13 protein-coding genes are annotated in these 15,350 nt (G+C 71.4%); 12 read left to right on the forward strand and 1 reads right to left on the reverse strand.

Going from position 1 to position 15,350, the window contains the following annotated elements:
- Positions 1 to 35: 35 nt before the first annotated feature.
- Genes OGL88_RS07415 through mshC form a run of 3 tightly spaced genes read left to right on the forward strand, consistent with a single transcriptional unit; the run spans position 36 to position 3,490 of the window.
- A complete protein-coding gene (locus tag OGL88_RS07415; protein WP_263090893.1) occupies positions 36 to 1,358 on the forward strand; it encodes a M20/M25/M40 family metallo-hydrolase in 1,323 nt (440 codons plus the stop codon).
- Between the two features lie 60 nt (positions 1,359 to 1,418).
- Positions 1,419 to 2,249, forward strand: a complete 831-nt coding sequence (locus OGL88_RS07420; RefSeq protein WP_111083996.1) for an undecaprenyl-diphosphate phosphatase — start codon at positions 1,419 to 1,421, stop codon at positions 2,247 to 2,249.
- Positions 2,246 to 3,490, forward strand: coding sequence for a cysteine--1-D-myo-inosityl 2-amino-2-deoxy-alpha-D-glucopyranoside ligase (mshC, locus tag OGL88_RS07425; RefSeq protein WP_205462451.1), 1,245 nt, complete (start codon positions 2,246 to 2,248; stop codon positions 3,488 to 3,490). Before OGL88_RS07420 ends, mshC begins: the two co-directional genes overlap by 4 nt.
- 348 nt (positions 3,491 to 3,838) lie before the next feature.
- On the opposite strand, the gene OGL88_RS07430 is transcribed toward mshC, so the two are convergent.
- On the reverse strand, positions 3,839 to 4,774 hold the full coding sequence (locus OGL88_RS07430) for a proteasome assembly chaperone family protein (protein WP_263090895.1): 936 nt from the start codon (positions 4,772 to 4,774) through the stop codon (positions 3,839 to 3,841).
- 150 nt (positions 4,775 to 4,924) lie between these two features.
- Between OGL88_RS07430 and OGL88_RS07435 the strand changes: the two genes are divergently transcribed.
- The 9 genes from OGL88_RS07435 to OGL88_RS07475 all read left to right on the forward strand — a co-directional run bounded on the left by OGL88_RS07435 (position 4,925) and on the right by OGL88_RS07475 (position 15,283).
- Complete coding sequence (locus tag OGL88_RS07435; RefSeq protein WP_263090896.1) at positions 4,925 to 5,683, forward strand: HAD family hydrolase; 759 nt, start codon at positions 4,925 to 4,927, stop codon at positions 5,681 to 5,683.
- The gene (locus OGL88_RS07440) at positions 5,680 to 6,783 is read left to right on the forward strand and encodes a tRNA (adenine-N1)-methyltransferase (RefSeq protein WP_260215883.1); all 1,104 of its coding nucleotides are present in this window, start codon (positions 5,680 to 5,682) and stop codon (positions 6,781 to 6,783) included. The genes OGL88_RS07435 and OGL88_RS07440 overlap by 4 nt, the downstream gene beginning before the upstream one ends.
- A 43-nt stretch (positions 6,784 to 6,826) precedes the next feature.
- Positions 6,827 to 7,753: a hypothetical protein gene (locus tag OGL88_RS07445; RefSeq protein ID WP_263090898.1), complete on the forward strand. Its 927-nt coding sequence runs from the start codon at positions 6,827 to 6,829 to the stop codon at positions 7,751 to 7,753.
- A 71-nt stretch (positions 7,754 to 7,824) separates the two neighbouring features.
- On the forward strand, positions 7,825 to 8,856 hold the full coding sequence (locus tag OGL88_RS07450; RefSeq protein WP_263090899.1) for a helix-turn-helix transcriptional regulator: 1,032 nt from the start codon (positions 7,825 to 7,827) through the stop codon (positions 8,854 to 8,856).
- Positions 8,849 to 9,820, forward strand: coding sequence for a helix-turn-helix transcriptional regulator (locus tag OGL88_RS07455; RefSeq protein WP_111084002.1), 972 nt, complete (start codon positions 8,849 to 8,851; stop codon positions 9,818 to 9,820). The genes OGL88_RS07450 and OGL88_RS07455 overlap by 8 nt, the downstream gene beginning before the upstream one ends.
- 191 nt (positions 9,821 to 10,011) lie before the next feature.
- Positions 10,012 to 10,764 carry a twin-arginine translocase subunit TatC gene (gene tatC / locus OGL88_RS07460; protein ID WP_263090932.1) on the forward strand — a complete coding sequence of 251 codons (753 nt, stop codon included), beginning with the start codon at positions 10,012 to 10,014 and terminating at the stop codon, positions 10,762 to 10,764.
- Positions 10,761 to 13,205 carry a DEAD/DEAH box helicase gene (locus OGL88_RS07465; protein WP_263090900.1) on the forward strand — a complete coding sequence of 815 codons (2,445 nt, stop codon included), beginning with the start codon at positions 10,761 to 10,763 and terminating at the stop codon, positions 13,203 to 13,205. The genes tatC and OGL88_RS07465 overlap by 4 nt, the downstream gene beginning before the upstream one ends.
- Before the next feature lie 41 nt (positions 13,206 to 13,246).
- Positions 13,247 to 14,809: an apolipoprotein N-acyltransferase gene (gene lnt / locus OGL88_RS07470; protein WP_263090901.1), complete on the forward strand. Its 1,563-nt coding sequence runs from the start codon at positions 13,247 to 13,249 to the stop codon at positions 14,807 to 14,809.
- Between the two features lie 123 nt (positions 14,810 to 14,932).
- Positions 14,933 to 15,283 (forward strand): RNA polymerase-binding protein RbpA, encoded by a 351-nt coding sequence (locus OGL88_RS07475; RefSeq protein WP_263090903.1) that lies wholly within the window; start codon positions 14,933 to 14,935, stop codon positions 15,281 to 15,283.
- The last annotated feature ends 67 nt before the right edge of the window (positions 15,284 to 15,350 follow it).

Genomic DNA, 15,350 nt, shown 5'->3' on the forward strand with positions numbered 1-15,350 from the left:
CGGGGCTCGTCGGTGGGGACCGATACCGTGGAGGCATGACGAACCCGGAGTCGACCGCGACCGCGACCGAGCTCGAAGCCACTGCGGCGATCGCGCGCGACCTGATCCGCATCGACACCACGAACTGGGGCGAGGGGAAGTCGCGCGGCGAGACCGAGGCGGCGCACTACGTCGAGGACAAGCTGCGTGGGCTGGGCCTCGAGCCGCAGCTGTTCGAGTCCGAGCCGGATCGCGTCAGTGTCGTCGCGCGGGTTCCCGGTCGCGATCGCGACAAGCCGGCCCTCGTGGTGCACGGGCACCTCGACGTCGTGCCGGCCGATCCGGCGAACTGGTCGGTGGACCCCTTCGGCGGCGTCGTGAAGGACGGCTCGCTGTGGGGGCGGGGAGCCGTCGACATGAAGAACATGGACGCGATGATGCTCACGTCGCTGTCGGACGTCATCGCGGCGCAGGGGGCTCCCGAGCGCGACCTGGTGATCGCGTACTTCGCCGACGAGGAAGCCGGGGGAGTCCTCGGCTCGCACCACGTCGTCGAGCACCACCCAGAGGTCTTCGCCGGGGCCAGTGCCGCCATCAGCGAGGTGGGCGGGTACTCGATCACCCTCGGCGACCGTCGCGCCTACCTGCTGCAGACGGGCGAGAAGGCGCTGATGTGGATCAAGCTCGTCGCCCGTGGCACCGCTGCGCACGGTTCGCACGTCATCCGTGACAACGCCGTGACGAAGCTCGCCGCGGCCGTCGCCCGGATCGGCAGCGAGGAGTGGCCGGTGCGTCTGTCCGCCACGACGGACGCGATGGTCGCCGAGGTCGCTCGGTTCCTGGGCGCCGACCCGACGGTGACGGGCCCGGACGAGGTCGCGCTCGCGACCGGGTCGGCCTCGCGGTTCATCCACGCCGCTCTGCACACCACGACGAACCCGACGGTCCTGACCGCGGGGTACAAGCACAACGTGATCCCGGACACGGCCGAGGCGCTCGTCGACATCCGCTGCCTGCCCGGCGACGAGGAGTCGGTGCTGGCGCGCGTGCGGGAGCTCGCCGGCGACGAGGTCGAGGTCGTGATGTCCTTCCGCGACATCGGCCTCGAGCAGGACTTCGGCGGACCGCTCGTCGACGCCGTCCGTGACGTCCTCGGCCGCCACGACCCGGGCGCACCGGTGCTGCCCTACCTGCTGTCCGGCGGCACGGACAACAAGGCGCTGTCGACACTCGGGATCGCCGGGTACGGCTTCGTGCCGCTGCAGCTGCCCGCCGGCGTGGACTTCCCGGCGATGTTCCACGGCGTCGACGAGCGGGTGCCGCTCGACTCGCTGGCCTTCGGTCGGCGTGTTCTCGGGGATCTCCTGGCCACGTACTGATATTGTTCATGGTCGCCTGCGTGGCGGTGTCCTGACCGACCTCCCCCGAAAGGCCCGTGCGTGCACATCCTCGAGGCGATCTTCCTCGGCTTCGTCCAGGGGCTCACCGAGTTCCTGCCGGTGTCCTCCAGCGCGCACCTGCGCATCGTCGGGCTGTTCCTGCCCGACGCGAAGGACCCGGGCGCGGCCTTCACCGCGGTGACCCAGCTCGGCACCGAGACCGCGGTGCTCATCTACTTCTGGAAGGACATCACCCGGATCATCGGGCGGTGGTTCCGTTCCGTGTTCCGGCGCGACGTCCCGAAGGGCGACCCCGACGTGCGTCTCGGGTGGCTCGTGATCCTCGGCACGATCCCGATCGGCATCGCGGGGCTCCTGCTGAAGGACTCCATCGAGACCACGTTCCGCTCGCTCTGGATCGTCGCGATCGTGCTCATCGTCTTCGGCATCGTGCTCGGTGTGCTCGACGTCGTCGGCCGCAAGGAACGTCGGATCGAACACATGACCTTCGGTGGCGGCATCCTGATCGGTCTGGCGCAGGTGCTGGCACTCGTCCCCGGGGTCTCGCGCTCCGGAGCGACCGTGTCGATGGGGCTCGCACTCGGCTACACGCGACCGGCAGCGGCGCGGTTCGCGTTCCTGCTGGCCGTCCCCGCGGTGTTCCTGTCCGGGCTGTACGAGGCCGCGACGAGTCTCGGTGACCACGGAGCGCCGTTCGGACTCGCCGACACGCTCATCGCGACGGTGGTGGCGTTCGTCGTCGGCTTCGTGGTGATCGCGGCGTTCATGAACTACATCAGCAAGCGCAGCTTCATGCCGTTCGTCGTCTACCGCATCGCACTCGGTATCGTTCTCATCGTGTTGTTGTCGCTCGGAGTGATCCAGCCGTGAGGGCCTGGCAGGCCCCGTCCGTTCCCGACGTCCCCGGCGCAGCGCCGCGGCCCGTCGTGCACGACACCGCCACCGGCAAGCCGGTCGACCCGACGCAGGGCGACGAGCGCGCTGCGCTGTACGTCTGCGGGATCACCCCGTACGACGCCACCCACCTCGGGCACGCGGCGACCTACCTGGCGTTCGACACGCTCGGCCGTGCGTGGCGCGACGCCGGCCTCGACGTCGAGTACGCACAGAACGTCACCGACGTCGACGACCCGCTGCTCGAGCGCGCCACCCGCGACGGCGTCGACTGGCGCGAGCTCGCCGCGTCGCAGATCGACCTCTTCCGCCGCGACATGGAATCGCTCCGGATCCTGCCGCCCGACGACTTCGTCGCCGTCACCGACGAGGTCGACCGCGTCGCCGAGGCCGTCGCGTTCCTGCAGGAGACCGGCTCCGCCTACGAGGTCCCCACCCCGGACGCCGAGGGCGACGACCTGTACTTCGACGTGAACCACCCCACCGACGCGTGGTCGCTCGGCGACGAGAGCGGCCTGGACCGCGAGACCATGCTCACGCTCGCTGCCGAGCGCGGCGGAGACCCGGAGCGCCCCGGCAAGCGTGATCCGCTCGACCCGCTGCTCTGGCGTGCGGCCCGCGACGGTGAGCCGAGCTGGGACTCCGAGATCGGCCCCGGCCGGCCCGGCTGGCACATCGAGTGCAGTGTCATCGCCGGCGACCGTCTCGGCCTGCCGATCAGCGTGCAGGGCGGCGGCAGCGACCTCGTCTTCCCACACCACGAGATGAGCGCGGGACACGCAGCGGCCCTGGCGCACCAGCCCCTGGCGCACGCGTTCGTGCACACCGGGATGATCGCCTACCAGGGCACGAAGATCTCGAAGTCGCTCGGAAACCTCGTCACGGTGCGAGGGCTGCTCGACGACGGCGCGGACCCCCGGGCGATCCGGCTCGCGCTGCTGTCGCACAAGTACTCCGACGACTGGGAGTGGTTCGACGCCGAGCTCACGAGTGCCACGACGCGCCTCGCGACCTGGGACGCGTGGGCATCGGGGGCTTCTGCCGGGCACGTCGACGACGCGGCCGACGCCGCCTCGCGGATCCGGGCTCGGGTCTCCGACGACCTCGACACGCCGGGTGCGGTCGCCGCGGTCGACACCGCGATCGCCGGGGGCACGGCCTGCTCGCCCGAGCTCGCCGACCTGATCGACGCGCTGCTCGGCATCCGCCTGGCCTGAGCCGAGCCGAGTCGGGCTGGCTGTCGGCCTGCGTTGTCAGGTGACGACACGTCGTGTGCCGGTCGCCGGTCGGTCAGGAACTGTCGCCTGGGTGGGCGGCAACCGACAATTCGGGACCAGCCTGCGGAGGCGAGCGGGGTGCCGTGACCGCTCGCGACCCCTGGACGGGAGGCCCGTGGCGGCCCCGTCCCGTGCCTCCCGTCCGCCGTGCGGTCGCAACACGTCGTGTGCCGTTCGCCGGTCGGTCAGGAACTGTCGCCTGAGCGAGCGGCAACCGACAGTTCGCGACCACTCGGCGGAAGTGAGCGGGGTGTCGTGACCGCACGCCCCGCACGCCCCGCGCGCGCCCTACTGCTGGGGCGGCTGCGGGGGCCGCCAGGGCCCCTCGCCACCGGCGGTACCGCCGTCCTTGCCGTCCTTGTGCTCGCGCCGCCGCAGGTACTGCTCGAACTCCTGCGCGATCGCGTCGCCCGAAGCCTCGGGGGAGTCGACGGTGTCGCGGGCCTGCTCGAGCTGCCCGATGTACGAGGCCATGTCCTCGTCGTCGGCGGCGAGGGCGTCGATGCCGTCCTCCCACTCGGTGGCGTCGTCGAGCAGGGTGCCGCGCGGCACCGTGACGTCGGTGAGCTCCTCGATCTTGTCGAGCAGCGAGAGGGTCGCCTTGGGCGACGGCGAGTTGTGCACGTAGTGCGGGACCGAAGCCCAGAGCGACAGCGTGGTCAGCCCGGCCTTGTCCATGGCGTCGGCCAGGACGCCGAGGATGCCGGTCGGGCCCTCGTACGAGGACTTGTCGACGTCGAACGCGGTTCGGACGCCGGCGTTCTCGCTCGACACGAAGACCGAGATCGGGCGGGTGTGCGGGACGTCGGCCAGCATCGCGCCGACGAAGACGACGGCGTCGATCGAGTACACGTCGGCGAGGTCGATGATCTCGGCGCAGAAGCCGCGCCAGGTGCGCGAGGGCTCCGGACCGACGAGGACGAACACGTCGCGGTCGGTCGGGGAGCCGGTGGCGCCGATGACCGGACGGCCCTCGGCTCCGGGGCCGTGCAGCACGATGCGGGGCCACTGCACCCCGCGGGCGCCGGTCTCGTCGGACCCCATGGTCGGACGGTTGAACTGGTAGTCGACGTACCGCTCGCCGTCGAGCTCGCGCAGCTCGTCGAGCTCGAGGGACTCGACGATGCGTCGGGCGAGTCCGCTCGCGGCTTCGCCGGCGTCGTTCCAGCCCTCGAAGGCGACGACGAGCAACCGGCCGTCGCTGAAGGGGGAGTGCTGTGGCACGGAGCGGACCTCCTGGTGGTGGAGCGGAGCGGGGCGGGCACGACGAGGCACCCGGCCGGACACGATGCAGGCATCCACTGTAGGCCCCGGGGGCGCCCGCGGGCATGCGCGTCCGCGCCCAGCGGAACGGCCCCGGTAGACTCGTCGCCCGTGACCGCGCATCCTCCTGCCCTCGTCCCGCCCGCAGCCGTGCTGTGGGACATGGACGGCACGATCATCGACACCGAGCCGATCTGGCAGCGCTCCCAGGTCGACCTGACGAACCGCTACGGCGCCGAGTGGACCCACGAGGACGGCCTGTCCCTGGTCGGTTCCGGCCTCGAGCGCTCCGGTGAGCTCCTCCGCGCCAAGGGCGTCGACATGGAGGTCGAGGAGATCATCCAGTGGATGACCGACTACGTGATGGAGCACCTTCGCGCAGGAGAGCTGCCGTGGCGTCCGGGTGCTCGCGAACTCGTCGAGGAGCTCCACGCCCGCGGCATCCCCACCGCGCTGGTGACGATGTCCCGCCGCAAGATGGCACTCGTCGCCGCCGAGGCACTGGGCGAGCGCGGGTTCCGCGTCGTCGTGGCCGGGGACGACGTGGACCGTCCGAAGCCGTTCCCGGACGCCTACCTCTCCGCCGCCGCCCAGCTCGGCGTCGAGCCGACCGCGTGCGTCGCGATCGAGGACTCCGCCACCGGCGTCGCCTCGGCCGTCGCCTCCGGCGCCGTCACGGTCGCCGTGGAGCACATCGTCCCGCTGTCCGAGATCGCCGGCGGTGACGTGCACCTGACCACCCTGTCGGGTGTCGACGTCGACCGCCTGGTCGAGTTGACGGGGCCGGCGCTGGCCGCACGCGCTGCCGTGACGGGAGGCCCGGCTCCTGACCCGGCGCACGCTGCGGACACCGAGGGAGTCACCCGATGAGCCACACCGACGACCCGACAGCGGCCCTGCCGCACACCGCCGGTGGCGCACCCCACACGCCGCCGCGTGGCCCGTTCCGGGCCGGCGACCGCGTGCAGCTGACCGGTCCGAAGGGCAAGCTCACGACGCTGTCCCTCGAGACCGCTGGCGAGTACCACACGCACCGCGGCGTCCTCCGGCACGACGACGTCATCGGCCAGCCCGACGGCTCGGTGATCCGTGCCAGCACGGGCGACGAGTACCTGGCCCTCCGCCCGCTGCTCAACGACTACGTGATGTCGATGCCGCGTGGCGCCGCCATCGTCTACCCGAAGGACGCCGCCCAGATCGTGGCGTTCGCGGACGTCTTCCCGGGCGCCCGGGTGGTCGAGGCGGGCGTCGGATCGGGTGCCCTCTCCCTGTTCCTGCTGCGGGCGATCGGTCCCACGGGGCAGCTGCAGTCGTTCGAGCGTCGTGAGGAGTTCGCCGCGATCGCGCAGGGCAACGTCGGCACGTTCCTCGGCGCCGTCCCGGACAACTGGTCGGTGACCGTCGGCGACCTGGTCGAGGAGCTCCCCGGCGCCGTCGACGAGCAGAGCGTCGACCGCGTGGTCCTCGACATGCTCGCGCCGTGGGAGTGCGTCGACGCCGCCGCCGACGCCCTCGTGCCCGGCGGGCTCATCGTCTGCTACGTCGCGACCGTCACCCAGCTGTCCCGCACGGCCGAGGCCCTGCGCGACACCGGCCGCTTCACCGACCCGATGCCGAGCGAGACCCTGGTCCGCACCTGGCACGTCGAAGGGCTCGCCGTCCGACCGGACCACCGCATGGTCGGGCACACCGGGTTCCTCATCACGGCCCGCCGTCTCGCCGACGGAACCGTCCTGCCGAACCTGAAGCGCCGCGCGGGCAAGGTCGAGTTCTCCGACGAGGACATCGAGGCCTGGACCCCCGGCGCCGTGGGCGAGCGCGCGACGAGCGACAAGAAGCTCCGCAAGGTCGCACGGCAGTCGGCGGCGCAGGCCCGCAAGGTCGCCGCTGCCGAGGCCGGGTCCGCCGCCGCCGCCGAGGGGTCCGAGCCCGTCAGCGACGCGTCCGAGCCGACCGACGGCGAACGGTAGGCTGACGGACGTGCCCGTCCTGCATCGAACGGAAAGAGGGTCCGTGCGCACCATCCCCGCACTCCTGGTCACCATCGGTCTCGTGGCGTCGCTCACGGCGTGCGCCTCGAACGGCGCCGGTACCACCCCCTCGAGCTGCGCCGCACCCGGTGCGGCGTCCGAAGCGGTGACCGCCACCGGCGCGTTCGGCAAGGAGCCGAAGGTGTCGATCCCGAGCGGACTCACCACGAAGGGCACGCAGGTCTCCGTCCTGAAGCAGGGCAACGGCCGCACCATCGACGACGGCACGCCCGTCCTGATCGAGTACACGCTCGTCGACGGCGCCACCGGCGAGGTCGCGCAGACCAGCGGGTACTCGGGGCAGACGGCTCCGATCACCGCCGGCGCGAGCAACTACGGTGCCCTCGGCGAATCGCTCGAGTGCGCGCAGGTCGGCGACCGCCTGGCCGTCGCACTGCCGAAGAGCGCCCTCAGCAGCTCGGACACCAGCGCGACCACCGACAGCGGCTCGTCGACGAAGACCGAGGACGCCGTCATCGCCGTCATCGACGTCAAGCGGGCCTTCGACGCCCGCGCGACCGGCACCCCGCAGCTCGCCGGCGACAAGATGCCCGCCGTCGTGCTCGCACCGTCCGGCGCCCCCGGCATCACGATCCCGTCGTGGAACGCGCCGAAGTCGAACGAGACGCACCTGCTCCGCAAGGGGTCCGGTCGCGTGCTCACCGCGAAGGACACCGCGGTCATCAAGTACACCGCCGTGACGTGGGGCACTGACCCGTCCGTGGCCGGCTCCAGCTGGACCGACGGCTCGGGTGCGCAGACCGTGCCGCTCACCAAGGGCCAGGTCGACGAGGGCGTGCGGGGCGCCATCGTCGGGCACCACGTCGGCGACCAGGTCCTGGCCGTCGTGAACCAGCAGGGCACCGCCTACGCGTACGTCATCGACGTGCTCGGAGCGATGTCGAGCTGACGCTCCCACACCGTCCACCGACCGCGGCGCGGGTGCACTCCGGTGCACCCGCGCTGCCGTAGGATCGCCTCGTGCCAGCGACCCGTGTGCCCCGTGTGCCCGCAGAGGAGCGGCTGTTCAGCCTCGTGCTCGCGCTGCTCTCGACGGAGTCCGGGCTGACCAAGGCGGAGATCCTGACCAACGTGCAGGGCTACCGCCAGCGGTTCACGCCGGGTGGGGACAACGCCTCGCTCGAGCGCCAGTTCGAGCGTGACAAGGACGACGTCCGCGAGCTCGGCATCCCGCTCGAGACCATCGAGACACCGGGTGCCGCCGGCAACAACCAGACGCTGCGCTACCGGATCCCGAAGGGCGAGTACGACCTGCCCGTGGACGTCCGCTTCACGCCGGACGAGTCCGCGCTGCTGTCGCTGGCCGCGATGGCCTGGCGTGAAGGCGCCTTGTCCGCCGACTCCCGTCGCGGGCTGCTGAAGGTCCGGTCCGCGGGTTCCGAGGACGACGACGGCGCACTCCAGCTCGGCGTCGACGCGTACGCCCCGCGGCTCCGGGCACGCGACGCGGCGTTCGAGCCGCTCCGCTCCGCCCTCGACCGCGGTGCCGCCGTCCGGTTCGACTACATCACCCCGGGCCAGCACGAGGCCCGTCGTCGCGAGGTCGCCCCGCTCGCCCTCGTGCAGCACGGCGGCCGCTGGATGCTCGCCGCCCACGAGTTCGCCACGGACTCGGACAAGAACTACCTGCTCTCACGCATCGTCGGACCCGTCACGCAGTACGACGTCGGGCAGCACACCGCCCCGGTGGGCGCGGGGGAGCGCACGCTCGCCGAGCTCGAACGGATCTGGTCCGCCCGCACGGCGCGCATCGCGGTGACCCCCGGATCCGACGCCGAGCGGCGGCTCGCGCGCCGTCGTGACACCGAGACCGACGCCGACGACGCACTCGTGCTGCACCACGTCGACCCGCAGATCCTGGCCGAGGAACTCGCGGCGTTCGGACCCGAGGTCCGGGTGCTCGAGCCGGAGGACCTGCGGCTGCGCGTCGTCGAGCGGCTCCGCGCGCTCGTGCGCGACCACAGCGACGAAGAGGACCCCGCCCGTGGCTGACGCCCAACCCCTGCAGGCGCAGGACAAGCTCGCCTTCCTGCTCGCCCTGGTGCCGTACCTGATCGACCGCGAGCGCGTCTCGGTGGCCGAGGCCGCGCGCCACTTCGGCGTCCCCGAGGCCCGCATCCGCCGAGCCGTGGAGCTCATCGCGGTGTCGGGGGTCCCCGGTGAGACGATGCAGTACCAGCACGGCGACCTGTTCGACATCGCGTGGGACGACTTCGACCAGAACGAGATGATCGTCCTGACGAACCTCGTTGCCATCGACGACTCGCCCCGACTGTCCGCTCGAGAAGCCTCTGCGCTCATCGCCGGGCTGCAGTACCTCTCCGCGCTGCCCGAGGCCGCTGATCGCGACGCCATCCGAGCACTCATGGCGAAGCTGTCGCGCGGTGCCGGCGGTGCCGCGTCGACGGTCGCGGTCGGTCAGGACCTGCACGACGTCGCCCTCGCCACGATCCGTCGTGCGATGGCCGACGGCCGCGGGCTGTCCTTCGAGTACGCCGGTCCGCGCACCCAGGGCGGCACCCGCCGGGTCGACCCGCTGCGCGTCGAGTCGATCGACACCGACTGGTACCTCCGCGCCTGGGACCTCGACCGGCAGGCGCTCCGGACCTTCCGCCTCGACCGGATGTCCGGTGCACGCGTCGACGACCGTGCGGTGGAGAAGTCGGCCGACCAGGTGGTGATCCCGGACACGCTGTTCCAGCAGTCGGCAGAGGACGTCATCGTCACCGTCGAGCTCGACTCGTCGTCGCTGCCGCTCGTGGCCGACTTCCTCGCCGACACCGCGGACGCTCCCGACGCCGAGGCGCGCGTGCGCATCCGGCTCGCGGCGTCGAACGGCTTCGACGGCGTGGTCCGGCTCGTCGCGGGGCTGCCCGGCCGTGCCGTGGTGCTCGACCCGCCCGCAGCGCGGGACGCGGTGCGGGACTTCGCCGCCGCCGCCCTCGCCGCCGGCTGACGCAGCCGCTCGCCGACCGACGCGGCCGACCGACACGACTGACCGCCCCCGTCGACCGCTCCTGCATGTGCGTTCGCACGGAGCGCGCCGAACTGTCGGTCCCCACCCCGTAGGATCGACCCATGGCTTCGACGACCGCGCGCGGGCGAGCGAGGCGGCAAGGGCGCCGGAACACCGACGCCGAAGGCCGCATGTCGCTCGGGCAGCACCTCATCGAGCTGCGCAACCGCCTGTTCCGCGCAGTGATCGCCGTGGTCATCGCCGCGGTCGGTGGATGGTTCCTGACCCCGTTCGTGCTGGACTCGCTGCGGGCACCGGTCGCCGAGCTCGCCAAGGTCGGTGGGCACACGGCTGAGCTGAACTTCCCGATGATCACGGGTGCGTTCGACCTCAAGCTGCAGATCGCGATCACGATCGGCATCGTCATCGCCAGCCCGGTCTGGCTCTACCAGATCTGGGCGTTCATCGTGCCGGCCCTCGTGCGGCGCGAGAAGCAGTACGTGTGGGGCTTCCTCGGCACCGCGATCCCGCTCTTCTTCGCCGGGTGCTACTTCGGGTGGTACATCCTGCCGCACGTGGTCGGCATCCTCGGCAGCTTCGTGTCGAGCCAGGACACCTCGATCGTCGACGCGAAGGCCTACTACGACTTCGTCATCAAGCTCATCGTCGCTGTCGGCATCGCGTTCGTGCTGCCGGTCTTCATCGTGCTGCTGAACTTCGTCGGGGTCCTGTCGGCCGCCGCGATCATCAAGTCCTGGCGCATCGCGATCCTGTGCATCCTGGTCTTCTGCGCGATCGTCACGCCGAGCGCCGACGTCATCTCGATGTTCCTGCTGGCCGTCCCGATGGTCGTGCTCTACATCGCCGCCTGCGTCGTGGCATGGTTCCACGACCGACGGATGGCGAAGAAGCAGGCCAAGCTCGACGAAGAGTACGGCCTGTGACGGGCACGGACCTCAGCGCGGCCGAGCGCTTCGCCGCCGCCAAGGTCCGGAACCGCTCCCGCAACCTGGAGCTGTTCCGCGCCGACCTGCGCTTCGACCTCGACCCGTTCCAGTTCGCCGCGTGCGACGCGCTCGACCAGGGCCGCAGCGTCCTCGTGGCCGCGCCGACCGGTGCCGGCAAGACGATCGTGGCCGAGTTCGCGATCTGGCTGGCGATGCGGCAGCCGACGGCGAAGGTGTTCTACACGACGCCGATGAAGGCCCTGAGCAACCAGAAGTACGCCGAGCTGGTCGAGGTCTACGGCGAGTCCGAGGTGGGCCTGCTCACCGGTGACACCAACGTCAACCCACGGGCGCGGGTCGTCGTGATGACGACCGAGGTCCTGCGGAACATGATCTACGCGGACTCCGACCTGCTCGACGACCTGGCCTGGGTCGTCCTCGACGAGGTCCACTACCTGGCCGACCGGTTCCGCGGCGCCGTGTGGGAAGAAGTGATCCTGCACCTGCCGACCGAGGTCCGGCTGGTCTCGCTCAGTGCCACGGTCTCGAACGCGGAAGAGTTCGGCGACTGGCTGCAGGCCGTCCGCGGGGACACCGACGTCATCGTGTCGGAAGACCGCCCGGTCCCGCTCGAGCAGCACGTCCTGGTCGGCTCGAAGATGGTCGACCTGTTCGACTCCAGCGGTGCGGCCGCGACGAACCGCGTCAACCCCGAACTGCTCCGCATGGTCGGCGGTGCCTCGCGCAGCGAACGGCACGGCGGCGGCCACCGTGGCGGACGAGGGCGCGGGGGATACCACGACCGCCGTGGGCCGCGCACCGAGAAGCTGCACCGCGAACGCATCGCGCACATGCTCGACGAGCGGATGCTGCTGCCCGCGATCTTCTTCGTGTTCAGCCGCGCCGGGTGCGACCAGGGCGTCCGGAACGTGCTGCGCTCCGGCCTGTCGCTCACCACGGTCCCGGAGCGCAACGAGATCCGCGAGACCGCGGAGTACCACTGCCGCACCCTGCCGGACGAGGACCTCGCCGTCCTCGGCTACTGGGAGTTCCTCGAGGGGCTCGAGCGCGGTGTCGCCGCGCACCACGCCGGCATGCTCCCCGCGTTCAAGGAAGTGGTCGAGAACCTCTTCCAGCGCAAGCTGCTCAAGGTCGTGTTCGCCACCGAGACCCTGGCGCTCGGTGTGAACATGCCCGCGCGCACGGTGGTGCTCGAGAAGCTCGAGAAGTTCAACGGCGAGGCCCGAGTGCCGATCACCCCGGGGGAGTACACCCAGCTCACCGGGCGTGCCGGACGCCGTGGCATCGACGTCGAGGGGCACTCGGTCATCCAGTGGACCGACGGCCTCGACCCGCAGGCCGTCGCCTCGCTCGCCAGCCGACGCACCTACCCGCTGAACTCGTCGTTCAAGCCGACGTACAACATGGCCGTCAACCTGGTCGACCAGTTCGGTCGGCAGCGCACGCGCGAGGTCCTCGAGACCTCGTTCGCGCAGTTCCAGGCCGACCGATCCGTGGTCGACCTGGCCCGCAAGGTCCGTTCGCAGCAGGAATCCCTCGAGGGCTACCGCGAGGCCATGCAGTGCCACCTCGGCGACTTCACCGAGTACTCGACGCTCCGCCGCGAGCTGTCCGACCTCGAGCGCACGAACGTGCCCGGTGGGCGCGAGGCCTCGCACGGCGCGCGGCAGGAGCGGCAGGCCGCGATCACGGCGGTCCGTCGCCAGATGCAGCGCCACCCCTGCCACGCCTGCCCCGATCGCGAGGCGCACGCCCGCTGGGCGGAGCGCTGGTGGAAGCTCAAGCGCGTCAACGACAAGCTGCTCCAGCAGATCCGGTCCCGCACCGGTGCCGTGGCGACCACGTTCGACCGGGTCACCGACGTGCTCCTGCAGCTCGGCTACCTCGTGGACGCCGGCAACGGCGAGGCCACCGTGGCCGCCGGGGGCCGCCGACTGCAGCGCATCTACGGTGACCGGGACCTGCTCGTCGCCGAGTGCCTCGAGGCGGGCGTCTGGAAGGACCTCACGCCGGCGCAGCTCGCCGCGATGGCCGCCACGATCATCTACCAGCCCCGTCGCGACGACGCCCCCGGCACCGAGCACGCACTGCCGCGCGGCGCGTTCCGACCGGCCCTCGACGAGACCCTGACGATCTGGTCGCGCCTCGACGACATCGAACGTGACGCTCGTCTGGCCGGTTCGGTGCCGCCCACCCCGGCGATGGCGGTCGGCATGTTCCGCTGGGCCTCCGGTTCGGCACTCGACGACGTCCTGCGCACCCTCGACCTGCCCGCCGGCGACTTCGTCCGCTGGTCGAAGCAGGTCATCGACCTGCTCGACCAGATCCGGAACGCCGGTGACGACGACCTCGCCCAGACCGCCAGACGTGCGACCGACGCGGTGCGCCGCGGCATCGTCGCCTACGCCGCGGTCTGACGGGAGGCACGGTGCGGGTTCCGGAGACCGGTGTGCGTGGGGTGCCCGCGCGTGTGGGCCGCGGTGCGGACGCGGACGGCCCGTTCGCGGCGCTCCCGCTGGGCACCGCGCTGCCCCTTGCCGTCATCGGCGGGCTGCTCTTCGCGCTCGCGTTCCCGTCGCCCGGTTGGTGGTTCCTGGCCTTCCCGGCGCTGGCCTGCATGCTCCTCGCGGCGATGGGGCAACGCGCCCGCAGGGCCGCGTGGCTTGGCTACGTGGCCGGTGCCGCGTTCTGGATCCCGGCCATCTCGTGGGCCGGTCGCTACCTGGGCCCTGTCCCGTGGTTCGCACTGGCGTTGTTGGAGGCGGCGTTCTTCGCCCTCGGCAGCGTCGCGATCGCCCTCGCGTACCGCTGGGTCGCGCGCGCGGTGCCCTCGACCGCCGGACGCGTGTGGGGCCTCCCGGCCGTGGTCGCCGCACTGTGGACCGGACGCGAGTGGTTCTCGGGGAGCTGGCCGTACGGCGGTTTCGCCTGGGGGCGCGTCGGCCTGTCGCAGTCGCAGGGGCCGTTCACCCACCTCGCGGCGTACGTCGGCGTCCTCGGGGTGACGTTCGTGGTCGTCTACTGCGTCGCGGTCGTCGTGTCACTCGCCCTCGTCTCCCCGCGGGCGCCGGGCGCGACCCTGCGGCTGCCGGTCCGGGTCGCGACCGCCGGCCTGCTCGTCGCCGCCGTCCTGGCGGTGCCGGCCTGGCCGACCGCGACGTCCGGCACCGTCCGGATCGAGTCGGTGCAGGGCAACGGGCCGGCCGGGTACTTCGACCGTGCTGCGCCGGGTGAGGTCCTGGCGGCGCAGGTCGCGGCGACCGACGTCGAGGCGAAGGGCGTCGACCTCGTCGTCTGGCCCGAGGCCTCCGCCGAGTTCGACCCGCGCCAGCAGCCCGTGATCGCGTCGTCGCTCGACGCCGTCGTCGACTCGGTCGGGGCGCCGCTGGTCGCCGGCGCCATCACGCAGACCCCGTCCGGGGTGCTGCACAACACGTCGTTCGTGTGGACCGCCGACGGGTGGCAGTCGTCCTACGACAAGAAGCGCCCGGTGCCGTTCGGCGAGTACGTGCCGGACCGGTGGTTCTTCTCGAAGCTCGCGCCGTCCCTCATCGGCCTGCTGCAGCGCGACTACACGCCGGGCACGAAACCCAACGTGCTGCCGGTGGCGGGGATCAAGGCGGGCATCGCGATCTGCTTCGACATCGTCGACGACGGGCTGTCCCGCGACATGGTGCGCGGCGGAGCGCAGGTGATCCTCGCGCAGACGAACAACGCCGACTTCTCCGGCACCGACGAGAACCTGCAGCAGCTCGAGATCGCACGGATGCGGGCGATCGAGACCGGTCGTTCCCTCGTCAACATCTCGACCGTCGGCGCCTCGCAGGTCATCGACCCGTCCGGACGCACCATCGACCGGGTCCCCGAGTACACCGCGACCTCGATGGTGACCGACGTGCCGCTCGGCACCTCGACGACCCCGGCGTCGCTCGCGTCCGGGTCGATCGCGTTGTTCCTGTCGCTCGGCGGGCTCCTCGTGCTGCTCGCCTGCGCGCCGTGGGGACGCCGTACGCGCTCCTGATCCACCGCCGCGCACCTGAGCGCCCGGACCACGCACTGGGAACGGACTGTGAATGCGCCCAGTCGGGAACGACGGCGCGTGGGACAGTGTTGTGGAGGGCAGACGAGCGAGAGGAGCACACACATGGCTGATCGGAGTCTCCGCGGCATGCGGCTCGGGAGTCAGAGTCTCCAGAGCGAAGAGGGCGTCGAGCTCTCGGACCGCAAGCGCGCGGTCTACCAGACCGATTCGGGGGAGACCTTCGACATCGTCTTCTCCGCTGACGCAGACGTGCCCCAGACCTGGTCGGAGCCACGCTCCGGCCGCGAAGGACGCCTGCTCGGTGACGACGGCATCCCCGTCGAGGTCGCAGCAGAAGACGTCAAGGCGCCCCGTACCCACTGGGACATGCTGCTCGAGCGTCGCTCGCGCGAGGAACTCGAGGAGCTCCTCCAAGAGCGCCTGCAGGTCCTCCGTGCACGACGCGGTGCCTGACACCAGCACCTGACGAACGACGATGCCCGCCCCGGTTCCCCGGGGCGGGCATCGTCGTTCGTGGTGG

Source organism: Curtobacterium sp. RIT-PI-V, assembly GCF_025642935.1.
In the GTDB taxonomy this organism is placed as follows: domain Bacteria; phylum Actinomycetota; class Actinomycetes; order Actinomycetales; family Microbacteriaceae; genus Curtobacterium.